Source organism: Acinetobacter sp. WU_MDCI_Abxe161 (assembly GCF_025514355.1).
Lineage (GTDB): Bacteria > Pseudomonadota > Gammaproteobacteria > Pseudomonadales > Moraxellaceae > Acinetobacter > Acinetobacter pittii_E.
This window is the reverse complement of the sequence record NZ_JAHPTU010000014.1, coordinates 50,599-75,506: the sequence shown is the minus strand read 5'-3', so window position 1 is coordinate 75,506 and position 24,908 is coordinate 50,599. Positions and strand designations below refer to the sequence as shown.

24 protein-coding genes are annotated in these 24,908 nt (G+C 39.4%); 13 read left to right on the top strand and 11 right to left on the bottom strand.

Annotation, left to right across the window (positions count from 1 at the left end; translation table 11 throughout):
* The first annotated feature begins 82 nt into the window (after positions 1–82).
* From KTI78_RS14695 to sbmA, 3 genes are all read left to right on the top strand, one after another.
* Entirely contained in the window at positions 83–1,057 is a 975-nt protein-coding gene (locus tag KTI78_RS14695) for a patatin-like phospholipase family protein (RefSeq protein ID WP_262446527.1), read from the top strand.
* Positions 1,058–1,260: 203 nt separating this feature from the next.
* Complete coding sequence (locus KTI78_RS14690; protein ID WP_224992822.1) at positions 1,261–2,496, top strand: threonine ammonia-lyase; 1,236 nt, start codon at positions 1,261–1,263, stop codon at positions 2,494–2,496.
* 238 nt (positions 2,497–2,734) lie between these two features.
* Positions 2,735–3,931 carry a peptide antibiotic transporter SbmA gene (gene sbmA, locus KTI78_RS14685; RefSeq protein WP_262446526.1) on the top strand — a complete coding sequence of 399 codons (1,197 nt, stop codon included), beginning with the start codon at positions 2,735–2,737 and terminating at the stop codon, positions 3,929–3,931.
* 40 nt (positions 3,932–3,971) lie between these two features.
* Here the strand turns inward: sbmA and KTI78_RS14680 are convergent, their stop codons facing one another.
* Positions 3,972–4,721: a DUF4850 domain-containing protein gene (locus KTI78_RS14680; protein WP_224992826.1), complete on the bottom strand. Its 750-nt coding sequence runs from the start codon at positions 4,719–4,721 to the stop codon at positions 3,972–3,974.
* A gap of 125 nt (positions 4,722–4,846) precedes the next feature.
* Between KTI78_RS14680 and KTI78_RS14675 the strand changes: the two genes are divergently transcribed.
* Positions 4,847–5,911, top strand: a complete 1,065-nt coding sequence (locus KTI78_RS14675) for a DUF1176 domain-containing protein (protein WP_224992835.1) — start codon at positions 4,847–4,849, stop codon at positions 5,909–5,911.
* 83 nt (positions 5,912–5,994) lie between these two features.
* On the top strand, positions 5,995–6,513 hold the full coding sequence (locus tag KTI78_RS14670) for a hypothetical protein (RefSeq protein WP_224992844.1): 519 nt from the start codon (positions 5,995–5,997) through the stop codon (positions 6,511–6,513).
* Positions 6,514–6,592: 79 nt separating this feature from the next.
* Here the strand turns inward: KTI78_RS14670 and KTI78_RS14665 are convergent, their stop codons facing one another.
* From KTI78_RS14665 to gatC, 4 genes are all read right to left on the bottom strand, one after another.
* Positions 6,593–7,171 (bottom strand): DJ-1/PfpI family protein, encoded by a 579-nt coding sequence (locus KTI78_RS14665; protein WP_262446525.1) that lies wholly within the window; start codon positions 7,169–7,171, stop codon positions 6,593–6,595.
* Positions 7,172–7,341: 170 nt separating this feature from the next.
* Entirely contained in the window at positions 7,342–8,811 is a 1,470-nt protein-coding gene (gene gatB / locus KTI78_RS14660) for an Asp-tRNA(Asn)/Glu-tRNA(Gln) amidotransferase subunit GatB (RefSeq protein ID WP_262446524.1), read from the bottom strand.
* Positions 8,811–10,289 carry an Asp-tRNA(Asn)/Glu-tRNA(Gln) amidotransferase subunit GatA gene (gatA, locus tag KTI78_RS14655; RefSeq protein ID WP_262446523.1) on the bottom strand — a complete coding sequence of 493 codons (1,479 nt, stop codon included), beginning with the start codon at positions 10,287–10,289 and terminating at the stop codon, positions 8,811–8,813. Before gatA ends, gatB begins: the two co-directional genes overlap by 1 nt.
* 53 nt (positions 10,290–10,342) lie before the next feature.
* A complete protein-coding gene (gene gatC, locus KTI78_RS14650; RefSeq protein WP_000107699.1) occupies positions 10,343–10,657 on the bottom strand; it encodes an Asp-tRNA(Asn)/Glu-tRNA(Gln) amidotransferase subunit GatC in 315 nt (104 codons plus the stop codon).
* Positions 10,658–10,790: 133 nt separating this feature from the next.
* On the opposite strand from gatC, the gene KTI78_RS14645 reads away from it, so the two are divergent.
* The 6 genes from KTI78_RS14645 (at position 10,791) to KTI78_RS14620 (ending at position 15,612) form a co-directional block, all read left to right on the top strand.
* The gene (locus tag KTI78_RS14645) at positions 10,791–11,831 is read left to right on the top strand and encodes a rod shape-determining protein (protein ID WP_000601379.1); all 1,041 of its coding nucleotides are present in this window, start codon (positions 10,791–10,793) and stop codon (positions 11,829–11,831) included.
* Positions 11,832–11,847: 16 nt separating this feature from the next.
* Positions 11,848–12,705, top strand: coding sequence for a rod shape-determining protein MreC (mreC, locus tag KTI78_RS14640; protein WP_016143153.1), 858 nt, complete (start codon positions 11,848–11,850; stop codon positions 12,703–12,705).
* The gene (mreD, locus tag KTI78_RS14635) at positions 12,692–13,183 is read left to right on the top strand and encodes a rod shape-determining protein MreD (protein ID WP_002116279.1); all 492 of its coding nucleotides are present in this window, start codon (positions 12,692–12,694) and stop codon (positions 13,181–13,183) included. The genes mreC and mreD overlap by 14 nt, the downstream gene beginning before the upstream one ends.
* Entirely contained in the window at positions 13,171–13,731 is a 561-nt protein-coding gene (locus tag KTI78_RS14630; RefSeq protein ID WP_262446531.1) for a Maf-like protein, read from the top strand. Before mreD ends, KTI78_RS14630 begins: the two co-directional genes overlap by 13 nt.
* 113 nt (positions 13,732–13,844) lie before the next feature.
* Positions 13,845–15,299 carry a ribonuclease G gene (gene rng / locus KTI78_RS14625; RefSeq protein WP_016143155.1) on the top strand — a complete coding sequence of 485 codons (1,455 nt, stop codon included), beginning with the start codon at positions 13,845–13,847 and terminating at the stop codon, positions 15,297–15,299.
* Positions 15,300–15,438: 139 nt separating this feature from the next.
* Positions 15,439–15,612, top strand: a complete 174-nt coding sequence (locus tag KTI78_RS14620) for a PA1571 family protein (RefSeq protein WP_002116397.1) — start codon at positions 15,439–15,441, stop codon at positions 15,610–15,612.
* A gap of 29 nt (positions 15,613–15,641) precedes the next feature.
* Here KTI78_RS14620 and KTI78_RS14615 read toward each other — a convergent pair whose 3' ends face one another.
* Together KTI78_RS14615 and KTI78_RS14610 are read right to left on the bottom strand one after the other, a co-directional pair.
* The gene (locus KTI78_RS14615) at positions 15,642–17,027 is read right to left on the bottom strand and encodes a WS/DGAT/MGAT family O-acyltransferase (protein WP_262446522.1); all 1,386 of its coding nucleotides are present in this window, start codon (positions 17,025–17,027) and stop codon (positions 15,642–15,644) included.
* A gap of 171 nt (positions 17,028–17,198) precedes the next feature.
* Positions 17,199–17,933 carry a phosphoadenylyl-sulfate reductase gene (locus KTI78_RS14610; RefSeq protein ID WP_016143157.1) on the bottom strand — a complete coding sequence of 245 codons (735 nt, stop codon included), beginning with the start codon at positions 17,931–17,933 and terminating at the stop codon, positions 17,199–17,201.
* A 184-nt stretch (positions 17,934–18,117) separates the two neighbouring features.
* Between KTI78_RS14610 and thrH the strand changes: the two genes are divergently transcribed.
* The gene (gene thrH / locus KTI78_RS14605) at positions 18,118–18,735 is read left to right on the top strand and encodes a bifunctional phosphoserine phosphatase/homoserine phosphotransferase ThrH (protein WP_016143158.1); all 618 of its coding nucleotides are present in this window, start codon (positions 18,118–18,120) and stop codon (positions 18,733–18,735) included.
* A 58-nt stretch (positions 18,736–18,793) separates the two neighbouring features.
* Here thrH and KTI78_RS14600 read toward each other — a convergent pair whose 3' ends face one another.
* Positions 18,794–20,224, bottom strand: a complete 1,431-nt coding sequence (locus KTI78_RS14600) for an OmpP1/FadL family transporter (RefSeq protein ID WP_239967272.1) — start codon at positions 20,222–20,224, stop codon at positions 18,794–18,796.
* 598 nt (positions 20,225–20,822) lie between these two features.
* Positions 20,823–21,521: an NAD(P)H-dependent oxidoreductase gene (locus KTI78_RS14595; protein WP_262446521.1), complete on the bottom strand. Its 699-nt coding sequence runs from the start codon at positions 21,519–21,521 to the stop codon at positions 20,823–20,825.
* Positions 21,522–21,678: 157 nt separating this feature from the next.
* Between KTI78_RS14595 and KTI78_RS14590 the strand changes: the two genes are divergently transcribed.
* The gene (locus KTI78_RS14590) at positions 21,679–22,704 is read left to right on the top strand and encodes an AraC family transcriptional regulator (RefSeq protein ID WP_262446520.1); all 1,026 of its coding nucleotides are present in this window, start codon (positions 21,679–21,681) and stop codon (positions 22,702–22,704) included.
* Positions 22,705–22,754: 50 nt separating this feature from the next.
* Here the strand turns inward: KTI78_RS14590 and KTI78_RS14585 are convergent, their stop codons facing one another.
* The gene (locus KTI78_RS14585; RefSeq protein ID WP_224992861.1) at positions 22,755–23,738 is read right to left on the bottom strand and encodes a fatty acid desaturase family protein; all 984 of its coding nucleotides are present in this window, start codon (positions 23,736–23,738) and stop codon (positions 22,755–22,757) included.
* 105 nt (positions 23,739–23,843) lie between these two features.
* Positions 23,844–24,644 carry a PaaX family transcriptional regulator C-terminal domain-containing protein gene (locus tag KTI78_RS14580; protein ID WP_262446517.1) on the bottom strand — a complete coding sequence of 267 codons (801 nt, stop codon included), beginning with the start codon at positions 24,642–24,644 and terminating at the stop codon, positions 23,844–23,846.
* Positions 24,645–24,908 lie beyond the last annotated feature (264 nt).

Genomic DNA, 24,908 nt, shown 5'->3' with positions numbered 1-24,908 from the left:
AAATAAATTCACTACAGCTTTTCACGAAAGTAGTCACTAAAATTGCAATCCGAACTTAAACCTCATAGTGCGAAGATGGGCCATGAAACAGCTTAAATTGTGGGTTCTCGGACTCTCTTTGGTGTTGGCGGGATGCCAGACCACCACACACTTGTCTGCTGCTTTAAAACCACAAACGACAGAAGCTTATGCTCGTCCTGTCGATCAGCCATTTGCACGAATTAAAAAAATGCAAAAACGCCCTGTTGTTGCGCTTGTATTGGGGAGCGGTGGAGCACGTGGTTACGCTCATATAGGAGTTATTGAAGTTTTAGAACAACACGGTATTCGACCAGATTTTATTGTAGGTACCAGTGCGGGAAGTATCGTTGGCGCAATTTATGCAAGTGGTAAAACACCTGCTCAACTGCGTGATACTGCTTTAAAAATGAAAGCTGGTGATGTTCGTGACATTAGTATTGGTCTAAAAGGTTTTTTTGATGGCAAAAAAGTAGAGAATTACGTTAATGAGCAGGTAAACAATATGCCACTCGAAAAAATGAAAATCCCTATGTATGTGGTTGCAACCGAATTAAAGCATGGTACCAAAACCGTATTTAACTATGGCAATACTGGGCAAGCCGTAAGAGCCTCTGCTTCTATTCCGAGTATGTTTGTGCCGACTAAAATTGGTAAATCTGAATATGTCGATGGTGGGTTGGTGAGTCCTGTGCCGGTTGAAGTAGCACGAGATTTAGGTGCGGATGTTATTATTGCCGTTGATATTCTAGCTCAACCCATTTACACAGAAACATCGAATGTCTGGGGGCTGTTCAACCAGAATATTAATATTATGCAAGGACGTTTGGCGGCGGAAGAGTTGCAATATGCGGACGTAGTTATTCAGCCAGATTTAAGAGAAAAAGCGCATATTTTTGATGTCAAAGGCCGTGAAGCCACGATGAAATCTGGTATAGACGCAGCCAATGCCAAGCTTTCCGATATTCAGTTTGCTATTGATGAAAAAATAGCTGAACAAAATATGTCTACGGAAGGACTGAGTGCCCAAACCCAATAAATAAAGGTTAATATTCTGAAAATTAAATAAAAGCCTAAAAAGGGCTTTTTTTTATGGAAGTTTAAAACTTCAATTTTTGGAATAAAATTTTTTGTATATTAGAGACATGTTGGATATGCTGAAAATTCTAATGGCCGATATCAAATATTGTTGCCATTTTTCAAAAATAATTGATTTGTAGTGTGTTGAGGCTGACTGGATAAATGATACAGCAACAGGTTAAAAATGGGTTTCCAACATTAGATGATGTTCATGCTGCCGCAGAGCGTTTGGAAGGTTTAGTTGTAAAAACTCCCTTTGTTTTCTCAGAAACCATTTCTAAAACCTTAGGGGCTGAGATGTGGCTGAAATTTGAAAACTTACAATTTACAGCCTCGTTTAAAGAGCGGGGTGCTCTCAACAAACTATTATGTTTATCTGAGCAAGAAAAGCAGCATGGTGTTATTGCAGCTTCGGCAGGTAACCATGCACAAGGCGTTGCCTATCATGCTCAGCGTACAGGGGTGACGGCAACTATTGTAATGCCGAAATCTACGCCTAATGTAAAAGTACAGCGAGTGCGTGAATATGGGGCACGAGTTATTTTGCATGGCCAAGATTTTTCAGAGGCAGCGGCTGAAATGCATCGTGTTGCACAAGAAGAATCTTTAACAATTATCCACCCATTTGATGATGCTGAAATTATTGCCGGTCAAGGAACCATTGCGCTTGAAATGCTTGCCGCTGTACCTGATCTGGACATTTTAGTTGTGCCAATTGGTGGCGGTGGCTTAATTTCTGGTATTGCAATTACTGCTAAAGCGATCAACCCGAAAATTAAAATTATTGGGGTACAATCAGTCGTATACCCAAGTATGGCAAAACTACTGTGCAATTATCAGCATGCAGTTTCAATGGGTTCGACCGTTGCTGAAGGTATTGCGGTAAAAACGCCGGGTGAGCTTACGACTCAAGTCGCTAAAGAATATGTTGATGACATTGTCGTTGTCACTGAAGATATGATTGAAGAAGCGATTGCGCTATTACTCAATATTGAGAAAACAGTGTGTGAAGGGGCAGGCGCGACAGGTATCGCTGCAATTATGTCTCGTCCCGATCTGTTTTTAGGTCATAAATTGGGTGTGGTGCTGTCTGGTGGCAATATTGATACACGCGTTATGGTCTCTGTATTACAACGTCATTTAACTCGGACAGGGCGTATGGTGCGCATACGTGTTGAATTGCCGGACAATCCGGGGGCATTAGCGCGTTTAACGGCCATTATTGCTGAGCAGGGCGGTAATATTTATGAGCTGCGTCATGAACGCTTTGCGGCAACAAGTCGTGCCAAAGAAAGTGCCGTGAGCGTCGATGTCGAATTAAAAAGTGCCTCTGACCTAGATTTGCTCATTCAAGCAATGCAATTGGAAGGCTATATTGTTCGTAAAGAAGAGATTTAATCTCTGATATCACTATGTTATAAAAGCTGTATATGGCTCTATCGAGAGTCATATACAAGGTAATTTAAATGGATTAAATTGCCAAAAAAGGGATTAATTTACAAAAAAACGATCAAATCCTTCAATGAAACAGGAAAAACTGACAATTCTCTAAACTTTACCCTTCACAATTTTAAGGTTTAGGTTTTAGTATTCCTTTCATTGTAAATTTGAAGAAATATAGGGATATCCACGCTCAATGTTCAAATCATTTTTTCCATCACCACGGTATTTTTTCATATCTGCGGTTGTTTGGATCGCACTCAATATGGTGCTCTGGTATACAGGTGGAGATCACTGGGGGGAGTATTTAGGCTTTCCTCATGGTTATGCAGATGCTGAGTTGCCTATTGGAGTAAGCCGTTTTTGGTCGCCTGCTTTTCTATGGTTCTATCTTTGGTTTTTAATCTCTACGGCGCTTTTTGCTGGTTTTTGGAAAATTGTTTCTAATAATCCATGGCAACGTTGGTCAGTGTGGGGTTCGGCATTTATTTTGTTTAACATTTGGTTTGCTGTTCAGGCTAGCGTTGCGATTAATGCATGGTATGTACCATTTTGGGATTTAATCCAGAAAATGCTTTCGAGTGGAGGAGGAGACCTCTCGGCACTATATAGTGAAACAATGGTCTTTCTGTATATTGCTATGGTCGCCGTGACTCTTGCTGTGATTAATGCCTTTTTCACAAGCCATTATGTATTCCGCTGGCGTACAGCAATGAATGAATATTATACAGAGCATTGGGAAAAACTACGTCATGTTGAAGGTGCTTCGCAGCGTGTGCAAGAAGACACCATGCGCTTTGCAACAATTTTGGAAGATTTGGGAGTAGAGTTAGTAAAAGCGGTTATCACATTGATTGCGTTTTTACCTATTCTATTTCAACTCTCTAAACATGTTCCCGTTTTACCGATTGTGGGTGAGTTAAATCACTCTTTAGTATGGGCCGCAATAGTGTGGTCAGTTTTCGGTACTGTTCTATTGATGGTAGTAGGGATTAAGTTGCCAGGCTTGCAATTTAACAATCAGAAAGTAGAAGCGGCTTATCGTAAAGAATTAGTTTACGGTGAAGACCATGCTGATCGTGCAAAACCTGCTACCTTGCGTGAGTTATTTAGTAATGTACGTAAAAATTATTTCAGACTTTACTTCCATTATGCCTATTTTAATATGACAGCGATTTGGTATGGCCAACTTGATGTTTTATATAACTTGGTTGTCCTTTTCCCATCAATTGCTGCTGGTAAGCTCACATTAGGTTTAATTCAACAAATTGCAAATGTATTTGGTCGTGTACGTGAATCTTTTCAATATTTAATTAGTTCATGGAAAACAATTATTGAACTGCTTTCAATTTATAAGCGTTTAAAAGCCTTTGAATCGATACTACATAAATAAAAGAAAACCCGCGAAAGCGGGTTTTTTTATAAGCATTGGATTAATGTGTTGCGTTATAAAAATTAAGAATAGGGCCAACTAAAGACTGGTGCGATTTATCTAAGGTGACTTGAATTTCTCTATAGTTAAAAGTGTCTTCATCATCATATTTTGCAACGCCATGGGTTTTATTGTTTACTTGCGGAATTTGATAACTAAAAAAAGCAACTTTTTTAGAAGGGTGAATAATATTGATGAGTTTTTTTGAGTCTTTATAACCGCCAAACTCATTTTCAAGACTTTCTTTTAACAGTTCGGGAAAATAAAGCGTTGCATTTGGTAAGCCACATCCAACGCAAAATGAGGAGTCATAAAGCTTTATTGCTTGTTTGTGGTCTGGACTCATGACTAGAGCAAAACCAGTTCCATTCGCACCTGTATTTGCTTGCACATCTTGCCAGTTTATGGGAACGAGCACTAAACCTATTTCAGGTAATGCAAGAAGCTTGAGCTGCTTGGCATGTTCAGCATCGAGTTTAAAATTAAAACGGCAGCTTTTAGGCGTGCATTTTTCAAAATCTTTAAGTAAACCATCCTCCATTGGGTTCTGTGCAGTAACACCATAAAACGGAACTGTAACGCTGTTTAAAAATTTTGCCTCTCCTAGAGTGTAGAACTGATTATCTGCTTTGCGGGTCTCAGCAGAGCTATAAAATTTGGGGAAATGAGGAGTAAAACTTTTTACTTCTGCATAAGCAGTTGAAGTTAGACTGACCAATGCGGTACACAATAAAAAATTTAGTTTTTTCATTTTTAGAAAGTAATCAGTTTAAATTTTATCTAAATCTAGCATATTCTTTTAAACTAAACGGTAACTCAAAATTTTAAACTGTTTTTAACTTCATAATAAAAACAGACTAATAGAGATATGAAAAAATGAAAAATATATTGTCAATCTGCTGTTTGGCAGCCCTGAGTTCTTATAGTTTTGCTCAAGACATAAAAGGTATTTCATTTTCACATCAAGAGTGGGAAATCTCTTGTAGTAATACGGGTACATGTAAAGCCGCAGGATATCAAAACGAGGAAAATGGCGATAAACCAGCTTCAATTTTATTAACACGTAAAGCAGGTCCAAAACAACCCCTACAAATTGAATTTGCTTTATCAGACTACGAACAAAGCTTGCCGGCTAATCAGCTTAAAAATATTCATTTTTATATAAATGGTAAAGATTTAGGCGCTGTGGCTGTAGATGGTGTTGAGTTGCCACTTATGGGTAAATTGAATAGCTCACAAGTCAACACTCTACTACAGCAGTCTAAACAGAAAACTGAAATTGTATTTAAAAATGCTCAGCATGAATGGAAAGTTTCTGATGCTGGAATGACTGCTGTGTTATTAAAGATGGATGATTTTCAGAAGCGTATCGGAACTGTTGGTGCTTTGGTTAAAAAGGGCAGCACTAATGAAACCAAAGTGCTTATGCCTGAGTCAAAACTACTTGTTAAGCGGATTAAGACTTCAAACAAACCTTATTTAACTTTACAGCCTAAAAGTAAACAGTACCAAGTAATACATCGTAGCTTAATGGCAGCTAATCCGAATCCTAAAGAAGACTTTTGTGAAGGAATTTATGGCGGTAATAGTGATGGAGCTGAACCACAGAAAATCGAGCTATATAAACTAACTAATAAGAAAGTTTTGGCGACTACATTGTGTTGGAGAGGCGCTTATAACGAAGGGTATGGGGCTTGGGTGTTAGATGAGTCTTTAAATGGTAAGGCAACATTTGTGACTGAGTCCGCTTCAGATTTCGATAGCGGTATTATTAGTAGTGCTCAAAAGGGAAGAGGCATTGGAGACTGTTGGGCAAGTGAAGAATGGGTATGGGATGGCAAGAGTTTTGTACACACTAAAGATATGTGGACAGGTATGTGCAAAGGCTTGGCAGCAGGTGGGGTGTGGGAGCTTGATCGAATAGAGTCTGCGGTCAAATAAGTATTTTGCGGTTACAGAGTCATAACAGGTAACTTTAGTGACTCTATGATAAAAAGAACAGATTGTTTATTGGAGCTAGACCTATGTCACGTCATTTTTACGCTATTGCTCGCCGTAAGTTTTCACATCTGAGCCGTTCAATATGTGTAGCGGTTGCTGTACTGGGTACAGCACAAGTTGCGATGGCGGGTCCAACAGTCGATCAACTCAGCGACTGTCTGGTGAAAGCGACAACAGCATCAGATAAAACAACTGTGCTTCAATGGACATTTACGGCTTTAGCTGCCCATCCCGATTTAAAAGCATTTAGTAATGTAACGCCTGAGCAAAAGGATCAGTTAGATCAAAAACTCGCTCAGGTTTTACAACGTGTGATTGTGGAGCAATGTTCTACCCAAACTAAAGCTGTAATTCAGGCTGAAGGTGTGAAAGCAGTTGGGGAAGCTTTTCAACAGTTAGGCCAAAGTGCGGGTGAAGATATTGTTAAAGACCCAGCCGTTAAACAACAGTTGCAAGGTACATTACGTTATATCGATTTAAATAAATTAGTGACAACGTTTTTAACACCAGAAATTTGGAATAAGTTGGGAATTACGAGATAAAAAATCTGGTTTTCTATTTTGGTAATAAAGCCTGCTATCTAAGAGCAGGCTTTATTGTATTTGGGATAAAGAGATCTATTTAGATTGTAATCGTAGCCCCTAAAGCTTTCACAAATTGAGCTAACCAAGCTGGATGTGCAGGCCAAGCAGGTGCAGTCACCAAATGTCCATCTGTCACCGCTTCGGTAACAGCAATGTCTGCATATTGCCCACCTGCCAGTTTTACTTCGGCAGCACATGCTGGGTAAGCTGAGCAAAGGCGACCTTGTAATACATCTGCTGCAGCGAGTAATTGAGCGCCATGGCATACAGCTGCTATTGGTTTTTTCACTCTATCGAATTCACGTACAATTTCGACAACACGTTCATTCATGCGTAAATATTCTGGTGCACGACCGCCCGGAATAACTAGACCTACATAGTCTTCAGTATTAACAGCATCAAAATCATAGTTAATGGCAAAGTTGTGACCGCGTTTCTCACTATAGGTTTGATCACCTTCAAAATCATGAATAGCTGTTGCAATATGGTCGCCGTTCTTTTTATTTGGGCAAACAGCATGCACGGTATAACCTAAACCAGTTAAAAATTGAAAAGGAACCATAGTTTCATAATCTTCAGCATAGTCACCGACTAACATTAAAATCTTTTTAGACATGATTTATCCCTCTTTTTAAAATATAAGTGATTTCAATTTTTAATTTAAATTAGCACAGTCATTGAGTAATTTTTTAGGAAAAAAGTGCATTCTTTAGTCGAAGGGTGTTTCATAAGGATGTAAAAAAAGCCCCGATAAATCGAGGCTTTTTCTTGAGTTGGCTAGTCAAATTAACCAATCAATTTTTTCATTAATTCATTGACTTGCGCAGGGTTGGCTTTACCCTTAGACGCTTTCATGACTTGACCAACAAGACCGTTAAAGGCTTTTTCTTTACCAGACTTGTACTCTTCAACCATTTTTTCATTGGCTGCAAGCACTTCTTTAATGATCGCTTCAATCGCACCAGTGTCAGTTTCTTGCTTTAAGCCCTTTTCCGCAATAATGTCATCGGCAGATTTACCTTCCGATTCCCACATAAAGCCAAAGACTTGTTTAGCAATCTTACCGCTAATGGTGTTATCAACAATACGTGCAATCATGCCGCCAAGCTGTTCCGCAGAAACAGGTGAGTCAGCCAAATCTAGGCCTGCTTTGTTTAAAGCACCTGAGAATTCACCCATTACCCAGTTTGCCGATACTTTACCTTGCTTGGCTCCACCAGCAGCAGCCACAACAGCTTCATAGAAGTCAGCCATTTCGCGTGAGAGCGTAAGTACATGAGCATCGTATTCAGTTACACCAAAGTCTGCAATAAAACGTGCACGGCGAGCAGCAGGTAACTCTGGAAGTGCAGCGCGAGCAGCTTCGATTTGCTCATCTGCAATAATCACTGGTAACAAATCTGGATCTGGGAAGTAGCGATAGTCATTTGCTTCTTCTTTAGAACGCATTGAACGCGTTTCCATTTTGTTTGGATCGAACAAACGAGTTTCTTGGTCGATACTTCCGCCGTATTCCAAAATTTCCATTTGGCGTTCAATTTCAACGTTGATCGCTTGCTCAATGAAACGGAATGAGTTGAGGTTTTTAAGCTCACAGCGCATACCAAAAGGTTGGCCCGGACGGCGTAAAGACACATTACAGTCGGCACGGAATGAACCTTCAGCCATGTTACCGTCAGAGATACCTAACCAGCGTACCAGTGTATGAATCGCTTTAATGTAAGCAACCGCTTCTTCAACCGAACGCATGTCAGGTTCAGAAACGATTTCAAGCAAAGGGGTACCAGCACGGTTTAAGTCAATGCCAGACATACCTTCAAATTGGTCATGAACAGATTTACCCGCATCTTCTTCAAGGTGAGCACGAGTTACGCCAATGCGTTTAGTCGTACCATCTTCAAGTTGAATGTCGATGTGGCCCAAACCCACAATTGGGTTGTCCATTTGGCTAATTTGATAGCCTTTTGGTGAGTCAGGGTAGAAGTAGTTTTTACGTGCAAACACAGAGGCTTGGTCGATGTAAGCATCGATTCCTAAACCAAAGCGAATTGCAAGATCAACCACTTTTTCATTCAAAACAGGGAGTACACCCGGCATAGCCAAGTCGACAAGGCTCGCTTGTGTATTTGGGTCTTGACCAAATTCAGTCGATGAACCAGAGAAAATTTTAGAATTGGTTGCAAGCTGAGTGTGAATCTCGATACCAATAACGACTTCCCAACCGTCAATCAATTTCAACTTTTGAGCTTCAGCCATTATGCATTCTCCTCAGCAATTGCCGCACGTTGAGTATGGAAATCGGTATTTTGTTGGTATTGATGAACAATCGACAACAATTGCGATTCTGACCAATAGTTACCAATTAACTGTAAGCCAACCGGCAAGCTGTCTTTATCAAAACCAACAGGAGCATTAATGGCTGGTAAGCCTGCTAAGTTCACTGCAAGTGTATAGATATCGCCTAAATACATTTCAGTTGGACTTAAGTTCGCACCAATTTTATATGCAGTTGTTGGAGCAGCAGGAGCAGCGATTACATCTACACTTTCAAATGCTTTTAAGAAGTCTTGTTGAATTAGACGACGTACTTTTTGTGCTTTTACATAGTAGGCATCGTAATAACCCGCAGAAAGCGCGTATGTACCAATTAAGATACGACGTTGAACTTCTGGGCCAAAACCTTCTGAGCGAGAGCGTTTGTAAAGATCCATCAAGTCAGCTGGGTTTTCACAGCGGTAGCCATAACGAACACCGTCATAACGAGACAAGTTAGATGAGGCTTCTGCTGGCGCGATGAGATAATACGTTGGTACATAGGCTTCAGTCATGTTGAGGTCAATCTCAACAAGAGTAGCACCCATTTCTTCAAGCTTTTTCAAAGACTCTTCAACACGTGCTTTAACGTCTGCATCTAAACCTGCAACGTTAAAGTACTGTTTAGGAATACCAATACGTAAGCCTTTTACAGATGTGCCATTTAAGTTCGCAACGTAGTCATCAACTTCTTTTTTAACCGAAGTCGAGTCTTTTGCATCGTGACCTGCAATTACATTCATCAGGTAAGCACAGTCTTCAGCAGAGCGTGCCATTGGACCCGCTTGGTCTAAAGATGATGCATAAGCAATGATCCCGAAACGAGATACACGACCGTAGGTTGGTTTTAAGCCTGTTAAACCACAGAAAGAAGCCGGTTGGCGAATTGAACCACCTGTGTCAGTACCTGTAGCAAAAGGTGCTAAATCAGCCGCTACAGCCGCAGCAGAACCACCTGATGAGCCACCAGGAACGTGGTCAAGCGCCCATGGGTTGCTTGTTGCACCAACATATGAGCTTTCAGAAGTTGAACCCATTGCAAACTCGTCCATGTTCACTTTACCTAAAGTGACAAGACCAGCTGCTTTAGTTTTTTCAACAACAGTTGCATTGTAAGGAGAGATGAAGTTGTCTAGTATTTTTGAACCGGCAGTTGTTTTAATGCCTTTGGTACAAAAGATATCTTTATGCGCAAGAGGAATACCCGTTAAAGCTGTTGCATTACCTGCTTTTAATGCTGCATCGGCAGCGTCGGCTTCAGCAAGCGCTTGTTCAGGCGTAACCGTCACGTAGCTTTTTACCAGTGGGTCAATTTTAGCAATACGTTGCAAATAATGTTCAGTCAGTTCGCGAGATGAAAACTTCGCTTGGCTTAAGCCCTCAGCAAGTTCACGAATTGATAAGCGATGTAAATCAGTCATGAGTAAAATTTCTTTACATTCAAAATAGGGAAGATGGGTTAATTGAGTAAAAGTTATTCAATCACGCGAGGAACAAGATACAAACCATCTTGAGTTGCAGGCGCAACTGCTTGGTATTCATCTCGATGATTGCTTTCAGTTACCACATCAGCACGTAAAGGTTGAGGATTGTCAAAAGGACTTTTCAAAGGTTCTACGCCTTCCGTATCAATGCCTTTTAAGGTTTCCATCATGCCTAAAATTTTATTTAGACTTTGAGCATATTCAGCAGATTGCGTATCATTGAGCGACAATCGAGCAAGATTGGCGATTGCTGAAACTGTTTGTGCATTTAAATCTGCTGAATGCTGTGCATCCGATGTAGACATAACATCACCTAATCAGTATTAAAAATTTTCAAAATATCGTGCGTTATAATAAGCGATTGACTTGTTCAAATCATCACATTTAGTTTAAAGTTGCCACCTTGCATCCACATGAAAGTTTAACTGAGAACGAACCGTGATTCTAAAACGACTAATTGGCTTGTTTTCGCCGGATCTAGCCATTGATTTAGGTACAGCAAATACACTTATTTATGCACCAGGCCGCGGCATTATATTAAATGAACCAACAGTTGTGGCAATTCGTCACAGTGGTTCACAAAAAATTGTTGCTGCTGTAGGTCTAGATGCTAAGCAAATGCTGGGCCGTACGCCTGCGAATATTTCTGCAATTCGTCCAATGAAAGACGGTGTAATTGCGGATTTTGAAGTGACTGAAACCATGTTGAATCAGTTTATTGGTAAAGTTCACGAAAAACGTTTGTTCCCACCTGCACCCCGTGTAGTTGTATGTGTACCATGTAAATCAACTTTGGTCGAGCGTCGTGCGATTCGCGAAGCAGTATTTAATGCTGGTGCCCGTGATGTTCGTTTGATTGAAGAGCCTATGGCTGCTGCAATTGGCGCAGGTATGCCAGTTGAACAAGCATGTGGTTCTATGGTTGTGGATGTTGGTGGTGGTACAACTGAAATTGCAATTATTTCATTGCAAGGTTGTGTCTATGCTGACTCTTTACGCATCGGCGGTGATGTTTTTGATGAGCAAATCATCAATTATGTTCGTAAAGCTCACGGTTGTGTAATTGGTGAAACCACTGCTGAAATTATTAAAAAAGAAGTCGGTATGGCTGTTTCTGATGGTACGACATTAGAAATCGAAGTTCGTGGCCGTAACCTTGCAGAAGGTGTGCCTCGTGCAATTACTGTAACTTCTGACGAAATTACTCAAGCAATCTCTGATCCATTACAAAGTATTGTAAGCGCTGTTAAATCGGCACTTGAACAAACTCCTCCTGAACTTTCTTCTGATATTGCTGAGCGCGGTATTGTGTTGACAGGTGGTGGTGCGTTACTTCGTAACCTTGATAAATTATTAGCTCAAGAAACTGGTTTACCGGTTGTTGTTGCTGAAGATCCTCTTACTTGTGTAACCCGTGGTGGTGGCAAAGTATTGGAATTCTTCGACAATCCGAACCATGACATGCTTTTCGTCGGTTAAGTTTAAGGATTAGGCGGTGCAACCGAATATTTTTTCAAGACAGCCGCCATCTTTCCGCTCGTTCATTATTGCGGTCATTACATGCTTGGTTGTGCTTTTCTTTGATTGGCGCATGCCTTATGTAATTCAGCCAGCAAGGGATGTCTTGTACGCTGCATATAACCCAATTTATGCATTGGCCAGTTATCCAGTACTGTCGAGAGAATGGCTGAATCAACAAACAAAATCTGAAGCACAACTGCGTCGTGAAAATACCGCGATGCAGGCTGAGCTTTTACAAGCTCAAGTCCGCTTACAGAAGCTTTCTGAATTATCTGCTGAAAATACCCGTTTACGAGGACTTCTTGATACACCGTTAATTATTGATGGCCGTATGGAAATTGCCGAAGTGATTGGGACTGATGCAGATCCATTGCGTCATATCATCATTATTAACCGAGGTTCTATGGACCATATCAAGGTCGGACAAACGGTTTTGGATGATAAGGGGATTATGGGGCAGATCATCAATGTGTATCCTCATAGCTCACGTGTAATGTTGTTATCTGATAAAGAGCATTCACTGTCGGTACGACTTGAGCGTACAGGAATGCGAGCGATTGTTTCTGGTACAGGTGACTTAGGCCGTTTAAAAATGGAATATGTTCCGACCAGCGCTAATATTCTAGTGGGTGATAAAGTGTTTAGCTCAGGCTTGGGTGAACATTTCCCGGCAGGTTACGCTGTGGGTACAGTTGCCAAAATAAGACGTCATAATTCAGGTGAGTTTGCTGAAATTGATGTCACACCAGCAGCGCAATTAGCCACAGGGCACCATGTAGTTGTACTTTTCTCTGAGTCCTTAGCGAAGGAGCAGCCTTATGCCGATCGCTAAACTCAAACGAGAAAAGCGTAAAGACCCATTATGGGGAATTATTCTCTCCGTTATTGTGGGCTCTGTACTCATGGTTTACCCGCTATCCTATGATATTTCAGGCTGGCGACCATTATTCATGTTAATGATTATGCTATTTTGGGTAGTATGTCAGCCAACATGGTGTGGGGTCTGGTTTGCATTTGGGATGGGGATTTTTACAGACTTATTGCTTGATGCACCTTTAGGTCTCAATGCCTTAAGCTTTGTAATTGTGACTTTTCTTACTCGGTTTTTAATTCGGGAACGCCGTATTTTAACTTTTGTTAATTTATGGACGATAGCAACGCTGGTCATTATTGCCCACTTAGCTTTTATGTGGGTAACACAGACCATGGGCGGAATTCATTTTTCGATTGCTAGACATTGGCAACCTTTGATGACAAGTATCATCACGTGGCCAGTCGTCTATTATTGTTTGGCAAAATGGCGCATATAGTTTTAGCATCTAGCTCTCCTCGTCGGAAGGAGCTGTTACAACAACTCGGCTTGGATTTTGAAATCTATAGTCCTGATATTGATGAGTCGGTACATGAAAATGAACTGGTTCATCATTATGTTGAACGTTTAGCTAGAGAAAAGGCACAAACCGTATTGATGCTTTTTCCAGATGCAATTGTTATTGCTGCTGATACAAGTCTAGGACTTGATGGTCAAATTATTGGTAAGCCTGAATCGAAAAAGCATGCCTTTGAAATTTGGGAAAAATTGTCTGGACGTTGGCACGATGTTTTTTCTGGACTATGCGTTGCGACTCAACAACAAATGTTAAGTCAGGTAGTGCAAACACAAGTTGAGTTCCAGCACCTGACTACACAAGATATGGAAGATTATTGGACCACAGGTGAGCCTGTTGGAAAGGCGGGTGGGTACGCAATTCAAGGAATTGCCTCGCAATATATTCCCCAAATTCAAGGAAGTTATAGTAATGTGGTAGGACTTCCTTTATACGAATTTGCACAGTTATTAAAAAGAGTAAAGATATAAGGGGTTGTTATCATTCTTAATTGAATAGCATTGTCGACGAACACTAGACAAAGTTAAAGTTAACAGCTTCTCTGACTCTTTAATAAAAATTTTATAATGCTTTGAGTTTATGTATGTCAGAAGAACTACTTATTAATGTCACGCCTATGGAGTGTCGGGTGGCATTAATCGAAAATGGAACTGTTAATGAGCTGTATGTCGAGCGTACAGTCAAGCGCGGTCTAGTCGGCAATATTTACAAAGGTAAAGTAGTACGAGTGCTTCCGGGCATGCAAGCTGCTTTTGTGGATATTGGTTTGTCTCGAACAGCCTTTTTACATATCAATGATATGGTTTGGCCTCGTTCACAGCCTACCCCAAATGTCTTTGAATTATTACATCCTGGGCAAACCCTTACTGTCCAAGTTATGAAAGATATGTTGGGCACAAAAGGTGCACGTCTAAGTACAGATCTTTCAATTCCTTCTCGTTATCTGGTTCTCATGCCATATGGAAATCATATTGGTGTTTCGCAGCGTATTGAATCAGAAGAAGAGCGAGAGCGATTACGTAATATTATTGAAAGTATTCAAGCAGAACATAATTTACCCGGTAGTGTGATTGTCCGTACAGCTGCCGAAGGTGTGGATGAGGCAGAAATCGCACAAGACATGTGCTATTTGAGTAAGTTATGGGAATACATTCAGCGTAAGCAGACTGATGTTGCTGTCCCTTCATTAATTTTTGAAGAACTTCCGTTACCTCAACGTATTATTCGCGACTTAGCGAGCGAAGAAACGGCAAAGATTTATGTCGATTCGCGAGAGATTCATGCAAAGTTGCTTGAATTTGTAGAAGAATTTGTTCCGAATATGAAAAGTCGCCTTATCCATTATCCGGGTGAGCGACCGCTATTTGATCTTTATAATGTTGAAGAAGATATTCAAAAAGCTTTGCAAACCCGCGTAGCTTTGAAGTCGGGCGGCTATCTGATGATTGACCAGACTGAAGCCATGACAACGATTGACGTTAACACGGGTTCATATGTCGGTGGTCGTAGTCTTGAAGACACGGTTTTTAAAACCAATATGGAAGCGACTCAAGTTATTGCGCGTCAACTTAGACTGCGTAATTTGGGGGGGATTCTCATTATTGATTTTATTGACATGCAAGAAGCAACTCACCGTGAAGAGGTGATGCGTCAGTTTGAAAAAATGCTTGAGCGAGATCACGCTAAGACCAAAATTACTCAAGTGTCAGAACTTGGATTGGTCGAAATGACTCGTAAACGAACTCGTGAATCGTTAGAACATTTGTTATGTGAATCATGCCCAACGTGTCAGGGACGTGGTTTTGTCAAAACAGCAGAGACAGTGTGTTACGAAATATTTCGTGAGATATTACGTTATACCCGCGCATTCGAGTCAACGAGTGGCTTTACTGTTGTTGCGCATCCTTCTGTGATTGACCGATTATTAACAGCAGAAGCACCAGCAGTAGCCGATTTAGAGCATTTTATTAACCGTGTTATTAAATTTCAGGTCGAAAATTTATATACGCAAGAGCAATACGATATCATTTTAAGTTAAAGTTGTAACAAGATATCGCTTAATCCTTGTTACAACTGAAATTTTACTTTCATTCATGAATTTTAAATACTACTTACATACAGTAGCCGTAGACGTTCTCCCTATTAAACGTCTTAGCAAACAATAAGAGGTATAACCCATGAATGTAAGTGAAAACTTAATTAGCAACGGTCTTAAACATGTTCTAGAAAGCACGCCAGTAAATAGCTGCTATATGTTGAATGACCAAGGTAAAGAAGTACCGATCACAACTGCAATGATTCGTTCAGTATGTCATCAGTTACTTAACCAGTGCCGCACAATCAAAAAATAAGGGGCCAATTTAAAGCCCCTTAATTTTTTCTAACTTGCTGAATGATGTTTCAGTTGTTTCTCTGCAATAATTTCTTCAAAACGTTGAATCTCATCTTCTAAATGAGTCAAAAGGTTTTGCATTTTCGGTAAAGCATTTCGACAAGCTGTTAATCCAACTTCAAGCTTATCTAAATAACTGGTCATGGTAATGTTTAGAGCTTGTCCATCCATTACAATCGAAGCAGGATAGAGAGCGTCTAGTTTCGCGCCATTCCAATAAAGCGGCTCACGTGGTCCTGGTACATTGGAAATCACTAAATTGAACGCCTGACGCTTAGGAAGCATTCCTGACATGATGTTTAATCCTGCCGGTCCATAAACAACAGCACTATAGTTTAAAATTTCATTTGCAGTCATTCGACTAAAGCGCTGCTTTGAGTTTTGCATGCTACGGCGAATGATTTCTAGACGTTCTAACGGTTGATCTTTATGGGTCCCTAAATTTGCCAAAATCATGGTAATTCGGTTGCTTACGTCAGAATCATCTGTACGTAATGAAGCTGGAACCATGGCAATCAGTGGCTTTTTAGGTAAGCTGTTTTGGCTAATCAAATATTCACGTAAAGCACCTGAACATACAGCCAGCACAACATCATTAATCGTCACGCCTAATGCTTTTGAAATTTTTCTAAGGCGGCTCAGTTCAAATGATTGGGCCGCAAAACGACGTGAAGCACTGACTCTTTGGTTTAAAATAGAAACTGGTGCCTGAAAGGTAGAAACATAATCAGGATTTTTGCCCATTTCTTTGAAGATTGTCTGAGATAGCTCTTGCATGACTTTCGGAGCGATATCGAGTTGGGACTTAATTCCACCTAAAATACTTTTAATTTTACTTGTACTTGGCGTCGGTACTTTTAGGCGTTTAGTTCTTTTGCTCTCAACACACCATAAAGGAACAACATGTTTTTCTTCTGGTGTTTTTGATAGCGATTTCTCGATCAAACGCATACCAGCAACACCGTCGACCATTGCATGATGGATTTTAAAATACATGGCAAAGCGGTTGCCTTCGATTCCTTCAATAACGTCACAAGTCCAAAGAGGCTTGGCACGGTCAATTAGTGAGCTATGCTGCTGTGAAATATAAACCAGAAGTTCGCGAATACGGCCAGGATGAGGCAGAGCAATGTGGCGAAAGTGATGATCGATATCGAACTCTTCATCTTCATCCCAAAATAAGCCATTTAAACGGTTATTGAAGGGAGGAATAGGAATACTTTTTGAGCGTCTAATATCTTCTACTAAATCATGTACAAAGGTTTCTGGTGCATTTTCAGGAATTTCAAATAAAAATAATCCACCGACATGCATGGGTTGCTGTCTTTTTTCGAGCGACAGAAAAATGAAATCAATTGGGTGTAATGGACGCATAAATCATTGTGCCTCATGCATTTTTCTAAGAAGCCCTTATATGAGCTCTTATTAGAATTATAGAACCGTAAAATTAAGTATATAGCGTTTAGAGTAGAGAAAATATGACTTTGTGTACGCAACATGACACAAAAAAAACCACTGATTTACCAGTGGTTTTTTGATAATAAATTACTTTTTCATATTACCTGCATGTAATCCACATTCTTTTTGAGTGGCTTCTTCCCACCACCAGCGACCTTCACGCTCATGTTGGTTTGGTAATACAGGACGAGTACATGGTTCACATCCAATAGAAACAAAACCGCGCTCATGAAGAGGGTTATATGGAATTTCCATCATACGGATGTAGCTCCATACCTCAGCACTTGTCCAATTCGCTAGAGGATTATATTTAATGAGTTGCTTACCTGGACCAGAGAAGCCCGGATCAGCTTGTACGACCGGAATTTCTGTACGCGTACCAGGGCTTTGATCTTTACGTTGACCGGTAATCCAGCCATCTAAAGTCGCAAGTTTTTTACGTAAAGGCTGAACTTTTCGGATACCGCAACATTCTTGGTGCCCATCTGTAAAAAAGCTAAATAAACCTTTTTCGTTGACCATGTTTTGGACAGCTTCAGATTCAGGGAAACAAATTTCGATATTGATATTGTAGTGTTTACGGACAGTTTCAATAAATTGATAGGTTTCAGCGTGGAGTCGGCCAGTATCAAGACTAAACACACGGAAAGGCTTACCTAAACGTGAAGCAATATCAATTAAAACAACATCTTCTGCTCCCGAAAACGAAATCGCAATTTCACCTTGTTGGCTTAAGGCAAGTTCTAAAATTTCTCGAGGGCTTTTGGTTGCATACTCAGCAGCAAGAGCATCTACGATATCAATAGTCGGAATAACGGTCATGTGTGTTCCTGGCAAAAGGCTTGGGCGCATTGATTTATGAAAAATATTCTAAAGGATAGTTGATAAAGTGCTTAGCACTTTAATTTCGAAACTTATGAATAAAATTGATTTGATCAATAACAACGCAAAACTGAAAATCTTAATGGTATGATACAGCAATTTTTAACCAACGTTGGAAGCATTCATGGAAATCGTATGCCTAGATCTGGAAGGGGTTTTAGTTCCTGAAATCTGGATCAATTTCGCAAAAAAAACAGGGATTAAAGAACTAGAAGCAACAACTCGTGATATTCCGGATTATGATGTTTTAATGACTCAGCGCCTTAATATCTTAAAACAACACGGTTTAGGCTTAAATGACATTCAAGAAGTCATTGCTGAGATGGGGCCATTACCGGGGGCTAAAGAATTCGTTGAATGGGTGAGCACTCATTTCCAACTCGTGATCTTGTCAGATACTTTCTATGAGTTTGCTCATCCTTTGATGAAGCAATTGGGGTGGCCAACCATTTTCTGTCATAAATTAGAGACAGATGAAGAAGGAATGATTACGGCTTATAAATTACGTCAACCAGATCAAAAACGCGAATCGGTTAAAGCACTACATGGTTTAAATTTCCGAGTAATCGCAGCTGGCGATTCGTATAACGATACAACCATGCTTGGTGAAGCGGACCATGGTTTCTTATTTGATGCGCCAGAAAACGTGATTGCTGAGTTTCCACAGTTTCCTGCTATCCGCGGATATGATGCATTAAAAGAGGCAATCCGTTCGGTTTCACAGCGTACAATCCCTGCTTAAGAATAAATCATAAAAAAGGCGCTTTAAGCGCCTTTTTTATATGAATGAATTTTGAAACTTAGAATTTATAACCAAGTTTTAAACCATAAGCGATTGCATTGTTGTCAGAGAAGTCTGCAACATATTGATCGCTACCAGCTTGTGCGCCTGTTTGAGCTTTAGCATCACCCAACCAGAAATATTTTACACCGCCAGCAAGGAAGGTTTGTGGAGTAGGGCTATATTGAAGACCTAAACCTACGTTCCAATAACCTTCAGTTGGGCCTAAGGTTGTTACAGGGTTACCCGCGCCAGAGTCCCAACCCACAGAAACGTTACCCGCCCACTTGTCGCTAAGTTTACGACCAACACCGGCGTTAACAGACCATTGGTCATCAGAATATTCAACTAAGTTAAAACCATTTGGACGTCCAACAAGTCCACCTACAGCTTCTGAAACTTTACCAAATTTATATGGCTGGATAGAGAAGTCTTTCCAGTTTACCCATCGTACATTCGCGAATGCTACTGTATTTGCCATGATACCTGTTTGGAAATCAAGGTTTACAGATTGAGGGGTAGTAATTGTAGTTTTGCCTTCTGAATTAATAGCTTGAAGTTTAGATGCAGGTACTTCTAAACCAGCGAGCACAGAAGTAAGACCTGGGAAATTTAATAAAGATAAGTCTTCATTAATATTGGTTTTGTGGTCAATTTCAGAACGATAAGTTAAAGATGCTTTAAGCGCAATTTCTGGAATTTGATAAGCTGCACCTGCTAACCAACCTACACCAGTAGTTTCTTTAATATTCGCATCATAACCATTGTAAAGGCTATAAGCTTGACCTCGAAGACTTACATTACCTTTAACGGTTTGTAATACAGGACCTGCATAGAAGTTAAAGTTTTGATTCGGTTGGAAGCCAAAAACAAAAGATAAGTTTTGAGTATCTACCTCAACTTTAGTTCCGCCAGTACCTAAATATCCATTAGCCGCTGCCAAAGCGCCAGCTAATGTTTTAAAACTGTCACTTGCTAGAATTTGGCCCTTTGCACCAGTTAATGTTTGTTCATTAACTGGTATACCTTTTGATTCTAATAATTGGATTGCTTTTTTAGTAACAATCCCGTCAATTGCACCAGCTGATAAAACTGAGTCAGAACCTGGATTCGAAACGAATGCATTATTACCTGAGTATTCTGCATCCGAACCAAATGGTTGATCGTAAAGTAAACCAAAAGAGAATTTATCGTTAAGTTGTAGTTTTAAGGCTGCACTTGGGAAAAAATAATCATCGGCCATATCGCCAATATTACGATTTGTTGTGCTTGATCCTGCTTCTTTACCCGCTACATCAGGGTCTAGAATAGAAATACCCGCTTCAAAGTAGTTACCAGGCTGCAAAAATGCAGACATTGATTGTCCAGAGCGATCCAATGCTGCTGCAAAAACCCCAGTTGCAGGCAGCGTTGCTAAAATCATTGCAGTGCTCAGATGTTTTAATTTCATTTTAATCTTTCCTTGAACTTCAAGACATTTTTTTAAAAGTAACAGAGTTAAACCGTTTAAACTGTGTTGCCTTCAAAGCTCCTAATTACAAGTAATAGAAGCTTTGATAACTCCATGTAACAAAAATAGCATAATTACAATAAGAGTAAATCTGTTATATGAACTGAGGAGTACTCACTTTTTATACAAATAATGCCGATAATGAATGAAATATGAAGGAATATTTTCATTGTTAAATTAATTTAATTAATTGATATTTATATTTTTTATCTATTAGTAATGAACTTTGTTTTTATGACATTTTTGTCACAAATCTAAGAAAAATGGTCAAAGATTTTTTTGTAAAAATATGAATTAAATGATTATGAAATGAGTATTAGTCATCATTTTTAGTTGATAAGTCTAGTTTCTCTACATCTGTATATTATTGATTCACTTTTATATTCTTAATTTTATAAAAAAGTTTAGCTTAATTTTTTTACCATTTGATCTATTTTTTGAGCGAAATTGGAGTCTCTATTTAAAAGCGATCATTAGAAAATAACCGAAAATAATCATCTAGATTCGGCTATTTAATTTTTAGAGCTCAAACACAGCATTAAAGTGGATATAGTTTTTCATCAAATTGTTCTAGCTTAGGAAATTTTAGTGGTTCAAGCTGGTCCAAGTGAGAGAGATAAGTCACATAGTCTTGAAGAAGGCTTTCTCGTGCTTCTTGACTAATGTAGGGTACATGGTAGGCAATGAATGGTGGTAAAACTTCAAAACCGGCATATGCCAAAGTACCACGTTGAATCGGTGATAAGTAATTTTCAATTGGGCCGTGAATTGAGTTCTCTCCAAACATGTGTGTTCTACCGCCGAGCGTTAAACACAACATCGCTTTTTTACTTGCCATGCCGCCGTGGTTATAAAACCGCTTACCACCATAAAACAAGCCAGAGACGAAAACACGATCAATCCAGCCCTTTAAAATTGCTGGAACAGATGTCCAATAAAGTGGGAAATTAAAAATAACTAAATCAGCTTTTTTTACTTTTTCAATTTCTGCTTGAATATCTGGAGCTAGAAGTTGATTTTTGCTGGCATTCCTTTGCTCTAGAGCATAGTTAAAGTAATCAGGTTGATTGAGCTCTAGAAAATCCTCTTTGGACGCAACAGGGTTAAATTTCATCGCATATAAATCTGAAACTTCTACGCTGTGCCCCAATTTTTCTAAGGTTTGCTTGGCTGTACTTTTTAGAGCAGTAGTAAAAGACTGTGGTTCTGGATGAGCATGGACAATCAGAATATTCATAAGGTGACCTGTATTCTTTTTCAGGAATTGTGCTGTCTAATGCAATTCGACGGATTTTGTTTTGAATAACTATGCATCAATTTAAAAGCATGACATAGTTCATGAACTGACAGTTTTTACCATTTTACGCCATTTTATTTTGCTCAGTGGGTTGCTTATGAATCCAGAATTACCAGGAACTTATATTAATTTAATTGTAGAAACTATTAAGCGGTGGGGTGTCTCTGGTGAGCAGCTTTTAGAGGAAAGTGGAATAACCCTAGACCAATTGAAAAAGCCCTATTGGTATGTTGAGTTCAACCTCTTAAATCAACTTATTGAACGGGCTATCGAGTTATGCAAAGAGCCAGCACTGGCAGGATATTTAGCTTTAAACATGACAGCTTCATGTTATGGTTCAGTCGGAATGGCTGCTATCGTTTCTTCAAATTTAAGAGAAGCGCTGAAAATTCTTGAACAGTTCATTGGTTCACGTTGTAAGGTCTTTAAACCAGAATTAAAACAAGAAAATAATGATGTATATTGGTCAATTCATCAGCCAGTTGATGCATTTCAGTTGAGCTCAAATGCCAACATTTTTTTGTTAGTCGGTTTTGTTCAAATCGCGAGAAAACTAACAGGCCTCTCTCATTTAGGGACTGTTGAATTACAAATGCCAGAACCTATAGGTTTTGCCGAAATAAGTCATCAACTGGCTGTGACTTGTTTATTTAACCAAAAGCGTAATTGTTGGATATTTCCAAAAGAGTATTTAGCACAGCCTGTATTAACGGCGGACCCAATGCTAGCGCCATTGTTAAATGCGCAATGTAAACGGGATATAGAGAAGTTAAAGTTAAAAAGTGGTTGGAAAGGGCGGGTTAAACAAGTTGCTGAAAAATTGCTTTTGGATGGGGAGATGGAGACATTAAAAGTTGGGCAAGTGGCTCAAATCATGAATATGTCAGAGCGAACCTTACAACGCTATTTAGCCCTTGATCATACTAGTTTTACAATCTTGGTAGACTCTCTCAAAAAGGAACATGCCCAAAAACTTTTAGCTCAAAATAATATGTCGATTGAAAAAGTGGCTTTAATGCTGGGTTATGCCGAAACTTCTCACTTCACTCGTGCGTTTAAGCGTTGGATGGGGGTTACTCCTAAATATTTCCAAACCCAGCATAAAATGGCTGATTTAAATTAAAAGGCCATAAATTTATGGCCTTTCATTGATCATTTGAATTATTAAGTAGATTATTCTGGCTTAGATGAGAGTGATTCAATCACTTCAAAATAACTAGGTGGTGCCGGAACATGACCGCGGTCTCTTAATAGTCGATGCATGCGCGGCAATTTGAAGTAGGGCACCGAAGCCATTAGGTGGTGTTCCATATGATAATTGACATGAATAGGTGCCACAAAGCTTCTAGCAATCCAACCTGCGCGTGTCGTGCGTGTATTGGTTAAGGCTGTATTACTCGTTTGCATGCCTGCATGTTCGGCCATTGAGCGGATTCTTAAAAATAATGGAAATGGTGTTAAATACGCTAAAGGCCATAACCAATAAAAACGTTGCTGCCCAAATGCCTTTAAAACGCCATAAAGAGCGACATTGGTTGCAATGGCGCCGCTACTGTTTTTGATAAGACTTTTGGCATAATCAACGAAATCTTTATTGCTTCGATCTAACCAGACTTGATCATTTGCAACGGTCCATTTCATTAAATCGAGATCCATTAACACTCGACCAAAGCTAAACTTTAATCCTGTCATACCCGTTAAGTCGCGTAAAAATTTACGAGTAAGAGATTTTTTACTTACTGGAAAACCAGAAACTAAAGAAAGGTCAGGGTCATCTGGAGTAGAGGTTTTTGCATGATGACGGACATGGTGTACGCGGTATTTTTGTAGATCATTCCAGATTGGACGGGCGCATAGCCATTCACCTACGAAGTCATTTATTTTTTTATTTTTGAATAGGCTTTTATGCGATGCATCATGCATCAAAATTGCTAGACATAACTGGCGGCCCGCCAATATGGCCAAAGCTAGCATACAAGCAAGTAATTTGCCCCAGCTAGGTAAGTAATCCCACATCATGATTAAACTTGCAAATGTTCCGCCAATAACGGCCCATGTGCTTGCAACAGCCCAAGCGCCGTATGCATCTGAGGGTTGTGTGAGCTCCTGTATTTCTTCTCTGCTAAATAGATCGGTCACACTCACTTGTGCATTCATTTTTATTCTCCCAAATCAGATTTTGGCATTCATATTTTATATTACAAATATAATCATAAAATTTTAAAAATTGAAATATTTGTTTGTAAAAAAATAAATCGCTTTTTAATGGGCTAATTCATTTTCATAAAGTTTTTGCCATAGCTTTTGTCCAATCGAATCGAGCTGCTGTACATTTTGAGCAAACTGATTGCGGGCATGTTCATCAACAAATGGAGAGGGCAGTAGAGGATCATTCATGAGTAAGGTAATTGTTTCACGTCCTAATAACAAAGCTTGAGTGGCGGCCTCGTTTAAGGATAAATTTTTATAGTTCAAAAGCCATTCTTGAATATCCTGACTATACATTTCATAGTTTTTTTCAAGCTGTTTGGTATCCCATAAAGAAGGAATTAATGAAACTGTTTTTGAGTCAAATTTTTGAATAATAGAAACTTTAGCTTCATTTTCAAGACCCGCTAAAACGAGTTCTTCACATGTCTTTTCAAAGCTATACGCTAAATTGTCTGGACGTATATAAATACCAGTTTCGAGCTCTCTAAAACCAAATTGATGTAAAGCGTGTTCTCTCTTTTTTAAAGCAGTTCGATCAATACGACCTAAAGTTCCAGTAAATACGGCAAGATACTGCTGTTGCCATTGTTTGGTCTGTTTAATGCCATTTTTACGATTCAAAATGACTTTTGCCCATTCTTTAGTTGATGGCGACAGTTGATAAATACCGCGCTCTACACTTTCTATCATGCCTTCATTTAATAGCCGAGTCGTAGCCACACGAATACCGTTGTCACTCATATTAAAAAGTTTAGCGGCAATCAATATTTGTTTAATAGTGAGTTGAGGGTAAGCCGAGGAAAGAAATAAATCGATAATAAGATGGCGTGCATTAATTTTGGTATTTTTCATTCAGATAGAATTTTTGATATGAGTTGCATTTGAACAGAATAATATCATGTTTCTTTAAGGACATTTTAAGATCATTTTGTAGAGTAAGTAAGGGCGAAAAGCTTTATCTATAACAAGAAAAATTTTGGGAGTTCTTAACCAAGTTTTATCTTTTTACGATAGTTAACCCAAGTTTGTCATCATGTTGTGATACATTATCGCACTTTAAATAAACTGCCTTTAACTAGGGGCAATAACCACAAACGTTAGAAATGGTCTGATATT